Genomic DNA, 18,936 nt, shown 5'->3' on the forward strand with positions numbered 1-18,936 from the left:
TCCCCACGTGATGGGACGCGTGTGCGCCTCTCCAAGTGGGGAATAGAGAATCGAAAGTGACTTAAAACAGCCTCGAGGCGCCTACGCAGCGATGCCGTCGACGATGACAAACTTCTTGCCGTGTGAGCAGGTTTCGATGCGCGCGTCGACCTTGTAGATGTCGCGCAGCATCCCACAGTTGATGACCTCTTGGGTCGATCCGCTGACGGCCATCTCGCCGGAGGAGATGACGATGGTGTGCTCGCAATAGTGCAAGGCGTGATTCAGGTCGTGCAAGGCAACAAGGACGATCATGCCGGCCCTGCCGGCAAGATCGCGCACGAAGCTCAGCACCTCGACCTGCCGATGCAGGTCGAGTGCCGATGTCGGCTCGTCCATCAGCAGCACTTCGGGCTTTCGCACAAGTGCCTGGGCCAGGGACACCAGCTGGCGCTGCCCGCCGGAAAGCTCACCCAGCCCGCGGAACGCAAGATCTTCGATCCGCAGCGCCTTCAGGATGGCGTCGATTTCGAAAAGTTCGTCATCACGGACACGCCAGCCGCCACCCTGTTTTGCAGACAGGAGAACCGACTCGTAGACCGTGAGCACCGCGTTGGCGCCGGTATCCTGCGGCATGTAACATATCGCGCGGTCACCATTGGCGGCATCGGAAAGCTCGACGAGGCCTGGACCAGCGATGAGCCCCGCTATCCGCTTGAAAAGCGTCGATTTTCCGGCGGCGTTCGGTCCGACCACTGCAGTCAGGCTGCCGCTTTTCAGCGTGTCCACTCCAACTTTCGAAAGGACGGTCACTCGGCCGTATGAGGCTCCGACATCCTTCAACGCAAGAGCTACCACGCGCGCCTCCTGTTGCTGAAAATGAGCACGAAGAAAAATGGAACGCCGACGATCGCGGTGATAACGCCGATCGGCAGGATCGCGCCGGGGATGAGGATCTTGCTGACAACCGAGGTGACGGAGAGCAGCAGTGCGCCGCAGATGATCGAGCCGGGCAGGAAGAAGCGCTGGTCCTCGCCCACGACCATGCGCGCGATGTGCGGTCCAACCAGACCGACGAAGCCGATCGTTCCAACGAAGGACACGGGAATGGCAGCCAGCAGGCTGACGGTAAGCATGGTCTGCAGCCGCAGCGCGCGTACGTTTACACCCATGCTCGCGGCCTTGTCGTCGCCAAGGCGCAGCGCCGTCAGTGCCCAGGCATTGCGCATGAACAATGGGACCGTGACGACGATGATGGCGGCCGTCACATAGACCTTGTCCCAGGTCGCCTTCGTCAGGCTTCCCATGGTCCAGAACACAACCGCCGCAAGCGCCTGTTCGGAAGCCAGATACTCCAGCAGCGACAGCGCGGCGTTGAACGTGAAGACGAGAGCGATGCCCAGAAGGACGATCGTTTCGACAGTCACACCACGCAAGGTGGAGGCAAAATGGATGAAGAGCGCAGCGACCATCGCCATCAGAAAGGCATTGATCGGAACCATGTATTCGATGCCGGCCGGGAAAATCGCGACCCCCGTTACCAGCGCAAGCGCCGCCCCGAAACTGGCCGCCGCCGAAATCCCCAGCGTGAAGGGACTGGCCAGAGGGTTGGACAGGATGGTCTGCATCTGCGCGCCGGCCACCGACAGCGAAGCGCCAACAGTAACAGCCATGAGCGCGATCGGCATGCGAATGTCCCAGATCACCACGCGCAACTGATCGGCTGCTGTCGCGGGGTCGAACAACGCGGCGAGAACCTGACTGATCGTGTAGTTGGCCGGCCCGAGTGCCATGTCAGCCGCAATGCTGAGGCCAAGCGCCACGAGCAGGAGACAAAGGATCACTATGCGCCGGAACGCGAGAGCGCGATAGCGCTCCCGCCCAGTCGCTGCAGCTTGAAGAGCCACGCTGGCCATATGTCAGCTATCCTTCAGCGAGACGAAATATCCCGGCTTGTAGTCCAGTGGCAGGAAGCGCGAGTGCAATTCCTTGAATGTCGCTTCGGGATCGAGGTCCTTGAACAAATCGGGATGCAGCCACTTGGCCATCTGCTGAATAGCCACGAACTGATAGGGGTTGTTGTAGAACTGGTGCCAGATGGCGTGGACATTGCCATCCTTCACCGCCTTCACGCCGGTGAATGCCGGGCGTTCGGTCAAACCCTGCAATTTGCGCCGCGCTTCCGTGAGGTCGGCGCCATAGCCCACGCCAACCCACTTGCCGCCGGGCACATATGCCTCCCACAAGCCACCGGTCACGATGACCTGATCGGGGTTCGACGCGATGATCTGTTCCGGATTGACCGTGCCGAACGTGCCGGGAATGATGCCCTTCGCCATGTTCGTCCCGCCGGCAATCTCGACCATCTTGCCGAAATTCTCATTGCCGAACGACATGCAGCAATCATCGGAATATCCGCCCGCACGTTCGACGAAGACGACCGGCCGTGGCGGGTTCGACTTCTCCAGCACATCCGTTACCTGCTTGATGCTGTCGGCGCGGAACTTGATGAAGTCCTCGGCCAGTTGCTCCTTGCCGGTGAGCTTGCCCATGATGCGCATGCTCGGCTCGGTATTTTCCATCGGCTTTTCGCGGAAGTCGACGTACACGAGCGGAATACCGACCTTGGCGAGCTTCTCGATGTAGCCCGCCTCTTCCGTGGCCGTCTTGGCATCGACGTTCATCAAGATCACGTCGGGCTTCAGCGCCACGGCCTGCTCGATGTTGAAGGTTCCATCCTTCATGCCGCCGAAGGTCGGCAGCTTGGCAATTTCAGGATACTTCGCGAGGTACGCGTCGTAGGTTTCCGGATCCGCCTTGGGCAGGTCGTCGCGCCAGCCGACGACATGTTCGAACGGATTGCTCTTGTCGAGTGCTGCAAGGAAGTAGATCTGCCGCCCCTCGCCCAGAATGATGTGCTTGACGGGAACGCTGACCTCGATGTCGCGGCCGGTGACGTCCTTCAACGTTATCGTGTCGGCAAGCGATGGCCATGCCGAGGCAAGGATGCCGGCAGCAAGCAGCGTGGCTTTCAAAGTCAGACGCATCAGGATCACTCCGTGGAAAACTCGGAGCTGTATTTATTTTATGATTGTCTTCGTCAAGTTTTATCTTTTAGAAGAGTTCGAAATAGTCCTGACGATTCAAAGGAAGACGGAAGAGATGTCCGGCCACAACCACGGACTGCGCGAGGAGATAAAGGCCTATTGGTCGGAGCGCGCGGCGACATTCGATCAATCACCCGGTCACGAAATCTTTTCCGCGCCGGAGCGCCTGGCGTGGCATCACCTGATCCTGAAGCATCTCGGCGCGGGCGATGGTCGACATGCGCTCGACCTTGCCAGCGGCACCGGCGTCATCTCCCATCTGATGGACGACCTCGGATATAACGTGACCGGCATCGATTGGTCGGAGGAGATGCTGGAGCGGGCGCGCGCAAAGGCTGCCAAGCGCGGTCGCCCGATCAAGTTCTTCCTCGGCGATGCGGAAAACACCATGGAAGGCAGTGAGGCGTACGACGTCGTCGTGAACCGCCACTTGGTCTGGACGCTCGTCGATCCTGAAGCCTGCTTTCGCGAATGGCTGCGCGTCTTGAAGCCAGGCGGCAAACTGATGATCGTTGACGGTGATTTCGTCAAAGTCGGACGCGGCGAACGCCTTGTCAAGCGGCTCGCCGCCTGGCTGGAAAAGGCAGGGCTATTGAAACCCGACACCCCGCATGCCTCGCGTGAATTTGCCGAACGCCACAACAGCATTCTCGCGCGCGTCTATTTCTCCGCCGGCGCACGCGCCGAATCCGTCGTGGACTTGCTGCAGCAAGCCGGTTTCGAGGATATCGTTATCGACACCAATCTCCGGCAGATTCATAAGGCACAGGCAAAGAACTGGAACTACCTCAAGGCCTTGGCGAGAGGACTGCAGCACCGGTATGCGATCGTGGCGCAAAAGCCGGCCTGAACCGGCGCGAGAGCAGAAGAGTTCGTCAACAGCACGAGCGAAGTGCTGTCTCTGGAGGAGATAGCCTCAGGTGCCGGGATCAGCGTCAACTCGCTGCAACGCCTGTTTCATGCGGCCCATGGGACGACAGTATTTCACTACATCAGAACGCAGCGGCTCGAGCAGGCGCGGCTCGCGCTGGAAAGCGGTGACGTTTCGATTGCCCAGGCTGCCTACGTGGCGGGCTATACCAGCGCGGCAAACTTCTCCACCGCCTTCAAACGCAGGTTCGGGTTTACGCCAAAGCAAAGCCGGCAGGGCTGAGAGCGACAGGCTACAGGTGGCTGCGATGCTGGATCGCGAAAGCGCTCACCCTGCAGCCATCCGTCAGATGATGGTCTTTTGGACGCTAACCTATTCGATATGCCGGAGGTTTTCATCCATATGGCCGATAACGAGATTGGCGCTACTGCGGGTAAACTCGTGAAGCAAGCGGCAAGTTCGGGAGCGACCAGCTGGCTGGAGGAGAAGACCACATGACACTCACTGTTAACGTCGGAGCCGCGCCGCAGGCGTTGGAGCCGGTTAACTCGAAGGACTATGTCAGCGCGATGTCGGCGCATGTGTCCTCGGTCTGCGTCATCACGACAGCGATCGGCGGACGCCGCTTCGGCCTGACAGCAACGGCTGTGTCATCCGTCTGCGCCAGCCCGCCGCGACTGCTCATCTGTGTCAACAAATCCGGCTTCAGCCACGACAGGATCATCGAGGCCGGCCATTTCTGCGTCAATGTCCTGACGGAGGACCAGGTCAGCGTGGCGGAGCTTTTCGCCGGCATGAAAGGTTCCGACGTGGAACGGTTCGCCTCGGGCGCCTGGACGAACATGCCGTCCGGATCGCCGGCGCTGACTGGCGCAGCCGCAGTCTTCGACTGCCGCACTGCGCTGATCAGCGATCAATTCACCCATTCCGTCATTTTCGGCGATGTCGTCGCGGTCAACAGCCAGTCCGGACAGGACGCCCTGCTTTACGGTGCCCGGCGGTTTCGTTCTCTGCAGAAGGCGCCCTCCGAGCTCAACTGAGGGCGCCGGGCTGCCGCGGCTAACCCTGCGCTCCGTCTCGTTTGGCTTGCGCCACTGCCTGCGCTTTTCTCAACCTGCCGCGCTCTGCCGGCCGCACCAGCGAAATCGCCTTCCGGTCCGGGATATCCCGCATGCCTTCATTGGCATGGCGTGTGTTGAAAGGCACGTTGCCCTTTTGAGCCGCCTGCTTGAGTTCGAGTGCGCGCTGGGCGTTTTCAACGAGCGAGTGGTTCTTGGCCATCGCCGTCCGCCGCTGTGACTCGGCATTCAAGCGTTTCATCCCGATCGACAGAACCGAAGCCTTCAGTCGAGATCCGGCGTCCGAGGTCTTCGGCGACGCGCCCTTGGGGGCGGACTTTCCGCGCATCTCGCGCCGATGCTGATTGGCCTGCGACTGCGCCTTGTCGCGCATGTCGCGAAGCCTTCGCGACAGCTTGTCCAATGCGTCGTCAGATAGCGCCTGTATCTCGGGATGACGTGTCTGGCGAACAACCTCGCGCTCGTCGACGTTGAGTGCCCGATCTTCTTCCTTACGGGTAACGGCCATTTCATGTCTCCTTTGTCTGGGAGGTTTCACAGGACTTGGTCATGGCGAAGCGGCATCGGTGGACAGATATGTCACCGAAGGCTTCTTTCCACGCATTGCCTCGCGATTGACGTGGATATACATCTCGCCGATAGACATTCCCTGGAGCAAACGATGACAGCAGCCCCCATTTTTCCTGGACTACTGATCGAGTCCGCCGAGATCCGCTTGATCCGCCTACCGCTGCTGACACCATTTGTGATCTCCACGGGAACGATGACCGAAAAGGTAATTCCGATCCTGACGCTCCGTGCGGAAGGACTGGAAGGCTATTCCGAAGGGGTTATGGATCCTCTTCCCGATTACCTCGAGGAAACGATCTCCGGCTCCCTGAGCTTCCTGAAGGGAGCCGTGCTCCCGCAGGTTATCGGCAAGCGCTTCAACGGCCCGGCGGAGCTGAACAGCATTCTCGACCCATGGCGCGGCCACAGGATGAGCAAGGCCATGGTCGAGATGGCGATGTGGGATCTCTGGTCGAAGGCGCTGAACCTTCCGCTCAGCGTTGCCCTCGGCGGCGTACGTGATGCCGTGGACGTTGGCGTCAGCCTCGGCATCGCCGACATTCCCACGACCATCGCCCGCGTCGAGTCGGCCGTTCAAGCCGGCTACAAGCGCGTGAAGCTGAAAATCAAGCGCGGCCATGACCTCGGTCTGCTCAAGGCAGTCCGCGAACGCTTCCCTCACGCGAAGCTGACAGTTGACGCGAATACCGACTACAAGCTGTCCGACCTCCCCCTTCTCAAGGCGATGGACGAGTTCGCGCTTGATTACATCGAGCAACCCCTGGCCTTTGACGATATTTCCGATCACGTGAAGGTGCAGGAAAAACTTCTCACCGCCATCTGCCTCGATGAGAGCATCCGCTCGGCGGTCGATGCAAGAAAGGCGCTGGTCGCAGGGGCCGGTCGCGTCATCAACATCAAGGTCGGGCGGGTTGGCGGTCACACCGCGTCGCGCGCGATCCACGATCTCTGCGCTGCGTTTGACGTCCCGGTGTGGTGTGGCGGAATGCTTGAGGCCGGGATCGGTCGAGCCCATAACATCCACCTGTCGACGCTTGCGAACTTCACCAAGCCAGGAGACACCTCGTCGGCCAGCCGGTACTTCCCGCGAGACATCGTCAACGAAGCGCTTGAGGCGGTCGATGGGCAGATGCCGGTGCCGAAGAACGGTCCCGGGATCGGCGTGACCCTGGATTACAAATTCCTCGACACGGTGACGAGCCTCCAAGAGGAGCTCGCCCTGTGAGCGAGATCCTGATCCGCGAGCTGGAATCCGTGGCGGAGCTCAAACATTCCGAGCATCTGCAAAGGCTGATCTGGGGAGAGGACGATCCTCCTGACAACTCCGACCTGCTGCTCGCCATACAACACGAAGGCGGCCTGGTTGCCGGCGCGTTCTCCGATGGAAAGATGCTCGGCTTCATCTTTGGCTTTCCGAGCTCGACGCAAGGGGTGCAACATTCGCACCGCCTCGGCGTGCTCTCGGAAGCGAGAGGCCTGAAGCTTGGGGCGCGCCTGAAATGGTTTCAGCGGGACTGGTGCCTCGCTCGCGCAATAACCTTGGTCCGTTGGACCTACGACCCTTTGCGCGCGGTCAATGCCGGGCTGAACATTTCAAGCCTGGGGGCGACATCATCCACCTACCATGTCGACTACTACGGCCCAATGGTCGGCATTAACGCAGGCCTCCCCTCGGACCGCATCGTCGCCGAATGGAAGCTGGACTCCCCGCTTGTCGCAAGCCGGGCGCGAGGCGCCCAGCCTGACCTGCCGCAGGGTCGAAGAGTGGACATTCCGCGCGACATCGAACAGCTGGTATCACGCGACCCGCAGGCGGCGCTGGCCGCGAGACTATCGCTGCGCGAAACTCTCATGGATGCCTTCGGCAAGGGCGAGCGCATCATCGGGTTCGATCCGGAGACTGCATCCTATTTGATTGGCTGAGCTCGCGCTCAGCCTTGCCGGTCACCTTTGATGGAAGCCGCCTGCGTTAACCTGCGGGCTCCTGTCATCTCGTCAGAACGGGTCAGCGGCATCACTGCGAATGCCGCTGGGTGTTTCCCGCCGATTAACCTGCGGCAATCATGAAGCCATCAAAGAAATCGGCGAGCGCCGCATGGGCATCGAGCGGCAGGATGTGCGCAACATATTGATCTGGCCGTACGACGACCATGCATCCCTTCTCTCGATCGACGCCGCGCAGGTCGAAGATGTTGTTGCTTCCCTTAAGGTCGGGACAGAACATCTTTTCGTAGTCGCGCAGGTCGAAGCGCCCCTTGGCGGGAAAAAGCAGCGCTGGCATTGCCTCGATCGCAAGCTCGCGATGGGACTGCTGGAAGACAGCGCGAACGTCGATGACGGAATCGATGTCACCGCCTTGCGGCGTGAATTTCGCCAATGGCGACCCCGCGCCCTCGAGAAAGCTGCAAAGAGCCGCGAGCGGTGAGCCGGGCTGGGCACGGTCACCTTCACCCGCAAAGGCATAGACGTGCCAGCGACCGTCAGCCTCGGCCGCATGGCCGAGTTCCATCGGTCGGGCATCGCCAAGGCGGACGACCGGTGCCGAGTGGAAGCGCTTGCCGATCGGGAACCCCTTTGCAAGGTCCTGATAGGTCGCCTCGCCGGTGAGGACGGAGGGTGCATAGCGCGTGGCGGTGCCGGCGGTGTAGCGCCCGGACCGGACGAAATACTCCTGGACGTCGGCCGGGTCCACACCATCGGGATTCGTCGCGGATTTCAGTGGCGCACTGAGCATTTTTGCCCATTCACGGTCGAAATCGATCAGTTCCTTCGCGATTGATTGCCGCTCGGCGGAATAGCTGTGCAGCAACTCGGCAGGTGCGCGGCCCTCCAGTACGGCGGCAAGCTTCCAGCCCAGATTGAAGGCATCCTGCATCGAAACGTTCATGCCCTGCCCGGCCTTCGGGCTGTGTGTGTGGCAGGCGTCGCCGGCGATGAAGACGTGCGGCAGCCGCGTCGCGATCTCCGCCTCCGGCACATCATCGAACTTGTCGCACAGTCGCTGACCGATTTCATAGACCGACCACCAGGCGACTTCCTTCACCTCGAAGCTATAGGGCTGAAGCACCCGCTGGGCGGCGGCGATCAGATGGTCGACCGTTATGTTCTTGCTGGCGACGCGCTCATCCTTGGCGAGCTTGTCGAGCTCGACGTAAATGCGCACGAGATAGCCGCCCTCGCGCGGAATGAGCAGGATGTTGCCTTCGCCGGCCGACTGGATCACGGCCTTGAGGCGGATGTCCGGAAAATCCGTGACGGCCAGGACGTCCATGACGCCCCATGCCTGATTGGCGGAATCGCCCTTCAATTCCCGTCCGAGCGATTTGCGCACGGCGCTGCGCGCTCCATCGCAACCGACCACATAACGGGCCTGCACGGTCTCGATCTGGCCTTCATGGGCGGAATCGTTCCGCTCGAGCTTGATCGTAACCGGATGACTGCCTGCTGTCGCGGCGGTATCGATCGTGAGGTCGGCCAGGCGGCGAGCGTAGTGAGGCTCCAGCCGGTTCGGCGAGCGGCGCATGATATCGAGGTAGAAGTCATGCACGCGTGCCTGGTTGAGGATGACGTGTGGCATTTCGGAGAGGCCGTCTTCGACGTCCTGGATTCGGCCGTGTCGGACGATGTTGCCGCGCTTGCCATCGTCGGGCTTCCAGAACGATGTTTCGTTTACCCAGCACGATTCCTTCAAGACCTTCTCGGCAAAGCCGAAGGCGTTGAACATCTCAAGCGTGCGGCAGGCAATCCCGTCTGCCTGGCCGAGCTCCAGTGGACCCGGCTTCTGGTCGACGATTGCGGTCTTGATACCGGGAAAGGCGGAGAGCTGGCTGGCGAGCGTTAGACCGGCCGGGCCGCAGCCGACGATCAGAACGTCAACTTTCGAAGGCAGCGCGTCCGCCCCCGCCGACGCCTCTGGCGATGGCTCTGACAATGCAGGATCGCCGGTTCTGAAGCCATTCAGGTGAAATTGCATGGACATTCTCCTCCCATCTTGGGCTGCGAGGCGCCCACAGCCTGGGGTGTGGACGCACACACCGGGCCCCGTTTAAGGTAGCGCGCAAGGCACATATTTCGCAGCAATCAATATTGCTCATAATACTGATGATCAGCATACTGTCAATTGACTTGTGCAGGCGGAGGGACGAGTGAGAGACAACAATGACATGCCGGGGCATCTGATCCGCCGGTTTCAGCAGATCGCGGTGGCCGTGTTTCACGCAGAGGCGGAGGCGGCAGGATATGACCTGACGCCAGTGCAATACGCGGCATTGGCGGCCATCAGTACCAATCCCGGCATCGATCAGGTGACCCTTGCGGGCTTGATCGCCTATGACCGCACGACAATTACCGGCGTGGTGGATCGGCTGGCGCACAAGGGCATGATCGAGCGGAACGCGAGCAGCCGCGACCGGCGCGCCCGTGAACTGACCATCACGACGGAAGGTATACGCACGCTCGAAGGCATCACGCCTGCGGTGGAGGCCGCGCAAAAGACCATGGTCCGCGGGCTATCAACCGACGAGGTCGAAGAACTGATGCGGCTCCTGCGCAAGGCGACGGCATCAGGCAACGAGCTCAGCAGGGCGCCGCAGCGCGATGTCCCAGGCGACTAGAAATCGCATGGTGTGGCAGGCTTCCTCAGCCTGCCACACTTTCGTTCAATCGCGTCGAGCTGGTCTCCGCAAAGCGGAGCGGTCATCGACGCGCGATACGCTTGTCGATTATGAAGCGGCGCTTTTCGAGCTCTACGAAGTAAGACGCGACGTTGAAATACTCTTCCGGCGCCCATACCCCCGGCTTGCGGGGATTTGCCAGAATCAGCTGGGCAGCGATGGAACCGTTCATCGATGTGCAGGCATCGACGTAGGGCGCGTACATGTCGTCGGGCTTGACCACGACTTCCACAGTCACCTCTGTCTCCACGCCATCTTTCAGACCCCGACCGACCGCGAAGTGGATCTCGTTGCTTTCCTGCGCCGGAATGAGGTGCACATTCTTCTTGATGTTTCGATCGAGCACCTTGTTGAGCACGTCGAGCGGCTTCACCTTGACGCCGCCGATATCGACCGGTTCATCGAAATCTCCGAAGCCTGCCTTCGCAAGCCCCACCCACGCTTCGTGCTCGCGGTGCGGAAGATGTAGTTTCCAGGTGAACTCCTTGATGCCTTTCTCCCTTATGCCGTCAGCCAACGGCACCGTCAGCTGTTCGGAATGGGGAGAATGCATGAACTCGCAGCGTCCCCAGGGTTCAGGCAGGTCGAGATATTCCCGCCCACTCATCGGCGCGCACTCGACATGCCGGCCATCATAGAACTGGGTGCTCGGATGGGCATATTCCGCAAGGACGGTGGACACGCTGTAGGGTGGCACTAGAACGGGGTTCTCATCGCCAACCAGTTCCGCCGCCCAGTAGAGATTGATCTTGTCGATCGTATCCAGTTCGTCGGCAACGGCACGGCATATCACGTTCGACATGCCAGGATCGGCACCGACCCCAATCACGGCCGTGACCCCAGCCTCCTTGAAGCGCTCGTGTTCGGCGAGCTGCTTGACGGTGTAGGTACCGAGCCCTCCCAAGTCGATATAGGAGACGCGTGCTTTCAGGGCCGCCTCGAAGATCACCATCTGGAAACCGAGCAGGGTTGGAACGCAGTTGATGCAGATATCGGCGCCAGCGATGGCCGCGTCCAACGCATCCCCGTTGGTAACATCGAGATCGAAAGGCACGGTGCGCGGATCACCCAGCTCCGACACCAATGCATCGATCTTTTCGCGCGATGCGTCGCAGAGCCGTAGCGTCGTGATGTCGATGATGGAACGCTCGGAGAGCAGGTCGCGGACAATGCCTGCGCCCATGAAGCCAGCGCCGCCAAGAAGTGTAATGATCATTGTTTAGTCCTCAGGAGAAACTAGGAGTGCTTTCGGCCGCCGTGCTCGTAGAACCACTCATCGGGATAGGGATACCACCAGCCCTGGACGACAGGCTTGTGATCGATGATGACCATCTTCGACCGACGGAAGGTATCGAGCCCAAGCCTGGAAAGCTCGCGCCCGAGACCCGATTTTTTCCAGCCGCCGAATGGAAGCGCATCATTGTCGATCAGCGGATTGTTGATCCACACCATGCCGGCTTCCAGCCGCTCCGCCGCATCCATCGCCTCATCGAGCGAGGTGGTGAAGACTGAGGCGCCTAGCCCGAACTCGCTATCGTTGGCACGCTCGATCGCCTGGTCGAAATCGGCAACCCGCATGACGGCCGCAACCGGACCGAAGCATTCTTCGCGCATGATCGCCATATCCTGCGTGCAACCCGTCAGGATCGTCGGTTCGTAGAACCAGCCGGTTGGCTCGCTTTCGGGGATCCTGCCCCCCACGACAACGGTCGCACCCTTCGATTTTGCGTCCTCGACAAGGCGAATAACCTTGTCGCGGGCAGCCTTGCTGACCAGTGGTCCGATCTCAGCCCGGGTCAGCCCGTTGCCGATCCTCAACCTTTGGGTCTCTTCCGCAAATCTGGCGATGAACTCGTCATGGATACTGTCGACAACGAAGAAGCGCTCCGCCGACGTGCAGACCTGGCCGGACATGTGAAAGGCAGCCGTCACCGCTCCTGCAGCCGCTACATCGACCGGTGCATTGGCCGTGATGATCATCGGGTCCGAACCGCCAGCCTCGATGACAGCCGGCTTCATCTGTCCGGCCGCGGCCATCGCAACAGCCCTGCCCGCCGCAACCGAGCCAGTGAAGGCTACGGCATGCGTCTTCGGTGACTCGATGAGCGCGGTTGCCAGTTCAGCGCCGCCGGGAAGGCACGCCACAAGCCCTGCGGGAAGCGGATCGAAGACCTGCATGAACTCGAGCGTCGATAACGTCGTGGCGGGTGCCGGCTTGATAATGCAGCCGTTCCCGGAGGCCAATGATGCCGCCACGGTCCAACACATCAAGAGGATCGGAAAATTGAACGGCATGATGTGAACGCTGACGCCCAATGCTTCATAGCGTGAATGCTGGAATGAGCCTGCCTGTGTCGTGCCGGCAACCTTGCCACCATCATCCCGGGCCATTTCCGCGAAATAGCGGAATGCCCCGGCGCAGTTGGCCACCTCGCCGATCGCTTCCGGGTATGGTTTTCCCATCTCCCGCGACATCAGTTCCGCGCAGCGGCGCATGTCGGTCGCTTCGATGCGACTGGCGACCTGGTGAAGGATCGTCGCCCGTGTCTTGGCGTCCAGCCGCGCCCATTGGCGTTGCACTTTGCTGGCGCCGTCGAGTGCGGTCTCCATCTCGGCAGCGGTCACCTCGCTGCGGATACCCACTTTATCAAGGTTTGAGGGATCTATGACGTCGTGGGCGACGCCGGCACTGATCTGGTAAGCGCCGTCAGCGAAATAGACAGCTTTCGAGGGATCAAACATCGGTCTCAATTCCTGCGTTCGTGTAGGTCGGCGGGCTGGCTTGATCTGGCCTGGGCAAACTGCTGCCAGCCTGGGAGGCACTCATCCATGCAAGACCGGATTTCGGTGAGATTGGCTTGGCTCAGAGCGCGATCCAGCAGCGTGGAGACATGCTCCTGATACCGGAGGTAACCATGCTTGCCGTCACGCCTGGAGAGCCGCTCGAAGTTGCCCAGGATCTTGGTGTGACGATGGGCAGCCAATAGCCAGTAGTCGGCCATGAACGTCGCATGGTCGACGTTCGGACGTGCGGCGAGATATCGCTCGACCAAGCTGGTCTCGAGCGCCGGTGCTATCGACCGACGGGCATCCTGTGTCAGCGAAACGAGGTCATAAGTGGCCGAGCCGATAAGTGCGTCCTGAAAATCCAGGACACCACAGGCGGCGATCCCTTCGCGCCCGTCGATCACCATCAGATTGTCGACGTGGTAGTCACGCAGGACCAGCACCTCGCGACGGCCCGCCACCTCGGCGAGCGTCTGCTTCCAAAGCGAAAGGAACCTTTGCTTGAATCGCGCAATGTCGAGGTCTGGATTGCAGAAAGGAGCAAACCAGTCGGTGAACATGCCGAGTTCCTCGAACAGAGGCGTCTCGTCATAGCTCGGGAGGTCGATCCTCGTCGCGCCGGGCGCATCATGCAGATGGACCAGCGTATCGATCGCAAGCTGATAGAGTTCCGTCTCGCTCTCCCCTCGGGCGAAAAGGCGCGTAAACGTGTCGTGTCCAAAGTCTTCGATCAGCGCCAGCCCCCTGTCGAGATCCATCGCGTAGACTTGCGGAGCCGACAGGCCCAGTTGCACGAGGTGCCGGCTGATCTCAACGAAAGCCGGAAAATCCGGCGCATGCGCCGGAACTTCCATGAGAAGGCGCGGCGTGAACTCGACACGATAGTATTTTCGTGGGGAAGCGTCGGCGGGCAGTTGCGTGAGTTGCAGCAACTCATCGCAAGACTTGAAGACAAAGCCCTGCCGTGCATCCCATGAGGTTTGATCCTGCATGATGCTCATTCACTTTCTTCGCGTTTAAACTGACCGCCGGCGCTAGGCGACTTAGCGGATCATGTAGACCTTCTTGATCGTTTCATGGACCGTGCAGACACCTTTCCAATCCTGGGGGAAGAAGGCGGCCGTGTCCGGCGTTACTTCGATCACGTCCCCGGATTCATGCACGTAAGTGCAGCGCCCCTCGAGAAAGTGGCAGAACTCATCGCGCGTTACGTGGCATTCCCACTTGCCGGGCGTGCAGATCCAGAGGCCACATTCGCTCTCGCCGCTTGGACCCTTGTGGATCAGCCGGCCCGACACGTGGCTTACCCCCTCGATCATCGTGGGAATTGTTCCCCAATCGACGAGGTCGCTCTGTTCCAGCGGCTTTCGCATCAACGGTGCGGTGGTCATGTGCGGTTTTCCTTTCGTCTCGGCTTACGCCAGCATGTATATGTTGCGCATGGTCTCATGGACGGTGCATTCGCCGGTCCAGCCGGCCTTGAACATCACCGCCGTTCCTGCAGTCACCTCCACGACCTCGCCGCTATCCGAGCGGTAGGTCGCGGAACCGGTAACGAAATGGCAGAACTCGTCGCGGGGGATCGACAGGCGCCAGCGGCCCGGCGTGCATACCCAGATCCCGGTTTCCGGCTGGTTGTTCGGCCCCTTGAACAAGAGCCGACCAGTGGATTTCGACTGCCCTTCAAGCGCATCGGATTGGACACCCCAGTCGACAAGATCGTCGAACGTCGTTGCGCCATGTATATGTGGGGCCGTGGAAGTCAGGGTTTTAGGCATTGTATGTTCCGGTGTTGATCAGCTGATTGAGGATGCCTGCGGCCTTTTGCGGACCATTGCGGCTCTGCATGTGAGCCGACGTGGAGGCGAGTTTTGCCTTCATCGCGGCATCATTGATCATGTGCTCGAGTTTGGTAGCGAGCTCTTCGTCGGTCCAATCATAACGGGGCATCTTGAAGCCATGACCGGTCTCATCGATGCGGGTTGCGTTGTCGTGCCCGTCCCATACATAAGGCATGATGATCGCCGGCTTGCCGAAGTAGAGGCACTCGGTGAAGGAGTTGTTTCCTCCGTGATGGATCGCCGCATCGATCTGCGGGATGACGGACGGCTGCGGGAACCAGCTCTCGATCACCACGTTGCCAGGCACATCTTCATACTGGTCCTTGTAGTCGCCCACATTGACCAGCGCGCGGTAGGGCAGCCTGCCGATCGTCTTGATCAACCGCTTCAGGAGATCGGTGTCGCCTGCTCCGAGGCTGCCAAACGAGATGTAAATCAGAGGCTTGTCATTGTTCTCGGCAAACGTCGGGACGGTGTACGGCGCCTCCTTGCGGATGCAGCCCTCGAGATACTGGTACTGGTTTGGATCGAGTGGATGCGCCCGGTCGAACTTTACCGACTGCGGATAAAGCAGCAGGTTCATATGGGGCGAGGCCTCGAAGAACTGACCGATGGGATAGGCCTCTTCCCCTGTCGAGGCGAGGAACGCGTTGAAATCATCATGGATGGGCTTGATCACTTCATTGAAGCGGTCACGGAAGGCCGCGTGGCCGGCAAGGTCATCCTGGCGGCATCCGGAAAGGTGCGGCGGGATTTGCGGGTCCTCGATCTCGTTCTCCGAGCAGGAAATGATCCGCACCCACGGCTTGCCGAAGTGCTTGATCGCCGGAAACAGGATCACGTTATCGACGCAGATAAGGTCTGGCTGGATCTTCGCCAGAACGGCCGGCAGATCCTTTTCCGCCCATTTGGCGCTGTCCACGATCGCGGTCCAGCAGTCCTTCACGTAGTTGTCGATCTGGTCGTAGGGGCTTTTGCGGAAATTCGGGATATGGCCGTTGATGAAGTCCTCCCAGAACTTCGCCATCTGTTCAGGCGGCACCGGGGCCGAGAGATTGACGGGATAAGCCTCGAATCCATAGCCCTCGTAGACCGACACGAAGCCCGGATCGGAGAGAAAAACCGCCTTGTGGCCGAGGGCCTGGACGGCTTGGGCGATACCAACCGAGTTGAGGGCCGGGCCGAACGCGGCTTCCGGAAAGAATGCAATCGTTTTGCTCATCAATGTTCCCTTCTTGTCATTATTCTTGTGCCGCCATCCCTAGAACAGGTGGCATTTCGCAGGATCGAACAGCAGGCGTACCTGCTGCGCCGGCCTGAAATTCCGCCCCTCCTCCGCGGTGACACGAACTTGCACCGGAGCCTGAGACGCAGTCGTCTCAACGTGAAGCACGCGGTCGAGCCCGTGATAGGCGATGTCGGAAATCGTGCCCGCGAGGCCAGCACCATCGTCGGAAAGACGGATCGCCTCTGGGCGCGCTGCCAGTGTTGCCTTGCCGGGGCCACGGTCGGAGGAAAGCGCAATCCGGTAGCCGTCAGCAGTGAAAGTGCCGTGGTCGCCGACGGTTACGTCGATGAAGTTCATGATGCCGATGAAATTGGCGACGAAACGATCGGCAGGCTGTTCGTAGACCTGCTCGGGCGTGCCCACTTGCAGGAGTTTCCCGTCGCGCAGGATCGCCATGCGGTCGGCCATGACCAGCGCCTCCTCCTGGTCATGCGTGACGATGATGAAGGTGATGCCCGCTTCGTGCTGCAGGCGCTTCAACTCCAGCTGCATACGCTCGCGCAACTTCTTGTCTAGCGCCCCGAGCGGCTCGTCCAGCAGCAGCACTTTGGGACGCTTCACCAGAGCGCGGGCGAGCGCTACACGCTGCTTCTGGCCGCCTGAGAGCTTGTCGGGCTTGCGATCGGCAAAAGCGGTCAGATCCGTCGACAGCAAGGTTTCATCCACCCGCCTGCGGATTTCGGCCTTGTCGAGACGCTCCATCTCCAGGCCGTAGCTGAGATTTTGGCGCACGGTCATATGCGGAAAGAGCGCGTATGACTGAAACATCAGGTTGAGCGGCCGCTTTTCCGGCGGCAGCGACGCGATATTCTCCCCCGACAGCACGATCGCCCCGCTGGTCGGCATCTCGAAACCGGCGAGCATTCGCAGCAAGGTCGTCTTGCCGCAACCAGACGGCCCCAGCAACGCGAAAAACTCGTTGCGCTGGATGCTCAATGACACATCGTCGACCGCAGAAACCGGGCCGAATGCCTTGCTCAGGCCCTCGATCTTCAGGATCGTCTCATTCTTGCTGGGAACGTTGGTCATTGCATCTGTTCTTTGTTGAGCCATTGAGAAATGAGGAGCGCGGTTGCACTGACACCCATGACAATCGTCGCCAGGGCATTGACTTCCGGCGTGATACCAAAGCGGATCATCGAGTAGATCTGAATTGGCAGGGTGATCGACGACCGGCCGGCGCCGGCCGTAAAGAAGGCGATGATGAACTCGTCCACGGACAGGGTGAAGGCCAGCAGGGCGCCTGCGATGACGGCCGGCAGGATCACCGGAAGCGTAACCCGCCAGAATGTCGTCCACGCGGAAGCTCCAAGGTCGCGAGACGCCTCGACGATGGAATTGTCAAAGTTCTTCAGCCGTGCCCGGACCACGGAGCAGACAAAAGCCAGATCGAAAATGACATGGCTGATCACGATGGTGTGCAGGCCAAGCGTGATGTTGAGCAGCGAGAAGAAGGACAGGAGCGCAACGGCAAGAACGATATCGGGGATCACCATCGGCGCGAAGGCAAGAGCCTCTATGCCCGTGCTCTTGCGCCGGCGCTGCTCCATGCCCATCGCCAGCATTGTCCCGAGCACGGTCGAAATTGCCGTGGCACATACCGCCACGATCAACGTGTTCCAGGCGGCGCCCAGAATGCTCGCATTGGCAAGCAGCGACCCATACCACTTGGTCGAGAAACCAGACCAACTGGTCGGCAAACCGGACTCGTTGAAGGACAAGAGAACCAGCACCGCGATCGGGAGGTACAGGAAGCCGAAGACCAGGAGCAAGACGATGCGGGAAGGCAGGCGTGATTGTGGCATCTCACGTCTCCCTTTTGATCGTCTCGCCGCTCGCACGGGCCGCGACCCTTGCTTGCAGCAGCAGCAATGCCATCATGGTGATGATCAGAACCATCCCGAGCGCTGCGCCAAACGGCCAGTCATTGGCGCTGAGAAACTGGTCGTAGACCACGTTCCCGATCATCTGGAAGCGGCCGCCTCCAAGAAGCGCCGGCGTCACGAAATTGCCGATCGACAATACGAAGACAAATACCCCGCCCGCAGCGACGCCGGGCAGCGTCAGAGGAAGCGTGACCCGAAAAAAGGTGCGAATGGGCCCGGCACCAAGATCGCGGGAGGCTTCCATAAGCTCCGGATTGAGACGCGTCAGGGTGGAGTAGATCGCAAGGATGACGAAGGGCAGATAGTTATAGACGAGCCCGACGATGACCGCGCCTTCGGTATAGAGCAGTGACAAGGGTTCGCCCTGGTAACCGAGCACCTGCAGAAGCTTGTTGATCAGCCCCTCGCGATTGAGAAGCACGATCCAGGCATAGGTGCGGATCAAATAGTTCGACCAGAAAGGCAGAACCGCAAAGAAGAGCAACATAGGTTGGCGTGCCCGCGGTGCACGACTGATCGCATAAGCGGCGGGATAGCCGATGAGGACAGCCAGCAGGGTGGCCAGTCCCGCGATCTGCGCGGATTTTAGGAAGATCCGCGCATAGAGTGGGTCCGCGACACGCAGGAAGTTCTGCAGATTCAGATTGTAATCAATACCGCCCCAGACGCCGCGCTCGAAGAACGCGTAGCTCAGGACCAGCAGGCATGGCGCCACCATGAAGGCGAGCAGCCAGGCGACAGCGGGCGCCGCAAGGAGGTTAGGTCTGGTTGCTTGGTAAGACACGAAGAAGGAAACCTCTGGAAGGTTGATTTCCCAACAGCTGCCCGATCACTTCCCACATGCCTGCGTGAAGT

General features: G+C 60.3%; 20 protein-coding genes. 6 read left to right on the plus strand and 14 right to left on the minus strand.

What is annotated here, in order from left to right; genetic code table 11:
• Nucleotides 1-81: 81 nt before the first annotated feature.
• From A6U87_RS20585 to A6U87_RS20595, 3 genes are read right to left on the minus strand one after another with little or no spacing between them, the layout of a single operon-like run.
• Entirely contained in the window at nt 82-837 is a 756-nt protein-coding gene (locus A6U87_RS20585; RefSeq protein WP_065693160.1) for an ABC transporter ATP-binding protein, read from the minus strand.
• Complete coding sequence (locus A6U87_RS20590; protein ID WP_065693161.1) at nt 831-1,895, minus strand: iron ABC transporter permease; 1,065 nt, start codon at nt 1,893-1,895, stop codon at nt 831-833. Before A6U87_RS20590 ends, A6U87_RS20585 begins: the two co-directional genes overlap by 7 nt.
• A 3-nt stretch (nt 1,896-1,898) precedes the next feature.
• Nucleotides 1,899-3,026: an ABC transporter substrate-binding protein gene (locus tag A6U87_RS20595; RefSeq protein WP_065693162.1), complete on the minus strand. Its 1,128-nt coding sequence runs from the start codon at nt 3,024-3,026 to the stop codon at nt 1,899-1,901.
• Between the two features lie 115 nt (nt 3,027-3,141).
• On the opposite strand from A6U87_RS20595, the gene A6U87_RS20600 reads away from it, so the two are divergent.
• The 3 genes from A6U87_RS20600 to A6U87_RS20610 all read left to right on the plus strand — a co-directional run bounded on the left by A6U87_RS20600 (nt 3,142) and on the right by A6U87_RS20610 (nt 4,997).
• On the plus strand, nt 3,142-3,936 hold the full coding sequence (locus A6U87_RS20600) for a class I SAM-dependent methyltransferase (RefSeq protein WP_065693381.1): 795 nt from the start codon (nt 3,142-3,144) through the stop codon (nt 3,934-3,936).
• A 42-nt stretch (nt 3,937-3,978) separates the two neighbouring features.
• Nucleotides 3,979-4,239 (plus strand): helix-turn-helix transcriptional regulator, encoded by a 261-nt coding sequence (locus tag A6U87_RS20605; RefSeq protein ID WP_065693163.1) that lies wholly within the window; start codon nt 3,979-3,981, stop codon nt 4,237-4,239.
• A 212-nt stretch (nt 4,240-4,451) separates the two neighbouring features.
• Nucleotides 4,452-4,997 carry a flavin reductase family protein gene (locus A6U87_RS20610; protein ID WP_065693164.1) on the plus strand — a complete coding sequence of 182 codons (546 nt, stop codon included), beginning with the start codon at nt 4,452-4,454 and terminating at the stop codon, nt 4,995-4,997.
• Nucleotides 4,998-5,016: 19 nt separating this feature from the next.
• On the opposite strand, the gene A6U87_RS20615 is transcribed toward A6U87_RS20610, so the two are convergent.
• The gene (locus A6U87_RS20615; protein ID WP_065693165.1) at nt 5,017-5,544 is read right to left on the minus strand and encodes a hypothetical protein; all 528 of its coding nucleotides are present in this window, start codon (nt 5,542-5,544) and stop codon (nt 5,017-5,019) included.
• Nucleotides 5,545-5,697: 153 nt separating this feature from the next.
• Between A6U87_RS20615 and menC the strand changes: the two genes are divergently transcribed.
• Complete coding sequence (menC, locus tag A6U87_RS20620) at nt 5,698-6,831, plus strand: o-succinylbenzoate synthase (protein WP_065693166.1); 1,134 nt, start codon at nt 5,698-5,700, stop codon at nt 6,829-6,831.
• Nucleotides 6,828-7,529 carry a GNAT family N-acetyltransferase gene (locus tag A6U87_RS20625; RefSeq protein ID WP_065693167.1) on the plus strand — a complete coding sequence of 234 codons (702 nt, stop codon included), beginning with the start codon at nt 6,828-6,830 and terminating at the stop codon, nt 7,527-7,529. The genes menC and A6U87_RS20625 overlap by 4 nt, the downstream gene beginning before the upstream one ends.
• A 124-nt stretch (nt 7,530-7,653) precedes the next feature.
• On the opposite strand, the gene A6U87_RS20630 is transcribed toward A6U87_RS20625, so the two are convergent.
• Complete coding sequence (locus A6U87_RS20630; protein ID WP_065693168.1) at nt 7,654-9,579, minus strand: FAD-binding monooxygenase; 1,926 nt, start codon at nt 9,577-9,579, stop codon at nt 7,654-7,656.
• A 172-nt stretch (nt 9,580-9,751) separates the two neighbouring features.
• On the opposite strand from A6U87_RS20630, the gene A6U87_RS20635 reads away from it, so the two are divergent.
• Nucleotides 9,752-10,219: a MarR family winged helix-turn-helix transcriptional regulator gene (locus tag A6U87_RS20635; protein WP_065693169.1), complete on the plus strand. Its 468-nt coding sequence runs from the start codon at nt 9,752-9,754 to the stop codon at nt 10,217-10,219.
• 82 nt (nt 10,220-10,301) lie between these two features.
• On the opposite strand, the gene A6U87_RS20640 is transcribed toward A6U87_RS20635, so the two are convergent.
• Genes A6U87_RS20640 through A6U87_RS20680 form a run of 9 tightly spaced genes read right to left on the minus strand, consistent with a single transcriptional unit; the run spans nt 10,302 to nt 18,865 of the window.
• Nucleotides 10,302-11,495, minus strand: coding sequence for a saccharopine dehydrogenase family protein (locus A6U87_RS20640; RefSeq protein WP_065693170.1), 1,194 nt, complete (start codon nt 11,493-11,495; stop codon nt 10,302-10,304).
• A 20-nt stretch (nt 11,496-11,515) separates the two neighbouring features.
• On the minus strand, nt 11,516-13,021 hold the full coding sequence (locus tag A6U87_RS20645; protein WP_065693171.1) for an aldehyde dehydrogenase: 1,506 nt from the start codon (nt 13,019-13,021) through the stop codon (nt 11,516-11,518).
• Nucleotides 13,022-13,026: 5 nt separating this feature from the next.
• Nucleotides 13,027-14,067, minus strand: a complete 1,041-nt coding sequence (locus A6U87_RS20650; protein WP_065693172.1) for an aminoglycoside phosphotransferase family protein — start codon at nt 14,065-14,067, stop codon at nt 13,027-13,029.
• Nucleotides 14,068-14,109: 42 nt separating this feature from the next.
• Nucleotides 14,110-14,457: a cupin domain-containing protein gene (locus A6U87_RS20655; RefSeq protein ID WP_065693173.1), complete on the minus strand. Its 348-nt coding sequence runs from the start codon at nt 14,455-14,457 to the stop codon at nt 14,110-14,112.
• 24 nt (nt 14,458-14,481) lie between these two features.
• Nucleotides 14,482-14,844, minus strand: a complete 363-nt coding sequence (locus A6U87_RS20660; protein ID WP_244499543.1) for a cupin domain-containing protein — start codon at nt 14,842-14,844, stop codon at nt 14,482-14,484.
• Nucleotides 14,837-16,132: a glycosyltransferase gene (locus A6U87_RS20665; protein WP_141684015.1), complete on the minus strand. Its 1,296-nt coding sequence runs from the start codon at nt 16,130-16,132 to the stop codon at nt 14,837-14,839. The genes A6U87_RS20660 and A6U87_RS20665 overlap by 8 nt, the downstream gene beginning before the upstream one ends.
• A 36-nt stretch (nt 16,133-16,168) precedes the next feature.
• On the minus strand, nt 16,169-17,224 hold the full coding sequence (locus A6U87_RS20670; RefSeq protein WP_065693175.1) for an ABC transporter ATP-binding protein: 1,056 nt from the start codon (nt 17,222-17,224) through the stop codon (nt 16,169-16,171).
• Nucleotides 17,221-18,000, minus strand: a complete 780-nt coding sequence (locus A6U87_RS20675) for an ABC transporter permease (RefSeq protein WP_065693176.1) — start codon at nt 17,998-18,000, stop codon at nt 17,221-17,223. Before A6U87_RS20675 ends, A6U87_RS20670 begins: the two co-directional genes overlap by 4 nt.
• Nucleotide 18,001: 1 nt before the next feature.
• Complete coding sequence (locus A6U87_RS20680) at nt 18,002-18,865, minus strand: ABC transporter permease (RefSeq protein WP_244499544.1); 864 nt, start codon at nt 18,863-18,865, stop codon at nt 18,002-18,004.
• Between the last annotated feature and the right edge of the window lie 71 nt (nt 18,866-18,936).

It is taken from the genome of Rhizobium sp. AC44/96 (assembly GCF_001692185.1).
GTDB lineage: Bacteria > Pseudomonadota > Alphaproteobacteria > Rhizobiales > Rhizobiaceae > Rhizobium.

Excerpts from the sequence above, each read along its gene's own strand:
- A6U87_RS20590 (WP_065693161.1), bottom strand. The coding sequence starts at position 1,895 with ATGGCCAGCGTGGCTCTTCAAGCTGCAGCGACTGGGCGGGAGCGCTAT.
- A6U87_RS20595 (WP_065693162.1), bottom strand. The coding sequence starts at position 3,026 with ATGCGTCTGACTTTGAAAGCCACGCTGCTTGCTGCCGGCATCCTTGCC.
- A6U87_RS20600 (WP_065693381.1), top strand. The coding sequence starts at position 3,142 with ATGTCCGGCCACAACCACGGACTGCGCGAGGAGATAAAGGCCTATTGG.
- A6U87_RS20610 (WP_065693164.1), top strand. The coding sequence starts at position 4,452 with ATGACACTCACTGTTAACGTCGGAGCCGCGCCGCAGGCGTTGGAGCCG.
- A6U87_RS20615 (WP_065693165.1), bottom strand. The coding sequence starts at position 5,544 with ATGGCCGTTACCCGTAAGGAAGAAGATCGGGCACTCAACGTCGACGAG.
- menC (WP_065693166.1), top strand. The coding sequence starts at position 5,698 with ATGACAGCAGCCCCCATTTTTCCTGGACTACTGATCGAGTCCGCCGAG.
- A6U87_RS20630 (WP_065693168.1), bottom strand. The coding sequence starts at position 9,579 with ATGCAATTTCACCTGAATGGCTTCAGAACCGGCGATCCTGCATTGTCA.
- A6U87_RS20640 (WP_065693170.1), bottom strand. The coding sequence starts at position 11,495 with ATGATCATTACACTTCTTGGCGGCGCTGGCTTCATGGGCGCAGGCATT.
- A6U87_RS20645 (WP_065693171.1), bottom strand. The coding sequence starts at position 13,021 with ATGTTTGATCCCTCGAAAGCTGTCTATTTCGCTGACGGCGCTTACCAG.
- A6U87_RS20650 (WP_065693172.1), bottom strand. The coding sequence starts at position 14,067 with ATGAGCATCATGCAGGATCAAACCTCATGGGATGCACGGCAGGGCTTT.
- A6U87_RS20655 (WP_065693173.1), bottom strand. The coding sequence starts at position 14,457 with ATGACCACCGCACCGTTGATGCGAAAGCCGCTGGAACAGAGCGACCTC.
- A6U87_RS20660 (WP_244499543.1), bottom strand. The coding sequence starts at position 14,844 with ATGCCTAAAACCCTGACTTCCACGGCCCCACATATACATGGCGCAACG.
- A6U87_RS20670 (WP_065693175.1), bottom strand. The coding sequence starts at position 17,224 with ATGACCAACGTTCCCAGCAAGAATGAGACGATCCTGAAGATCGAGGGC.
- A6U87_RS20675 (WP_065693176.1), bottom strand. The coding sequence starts at position 18,000 with ATGCCACAATCACGCCTGCCTTCCCGCATCGTCTTGCTCCTGGTCTTC.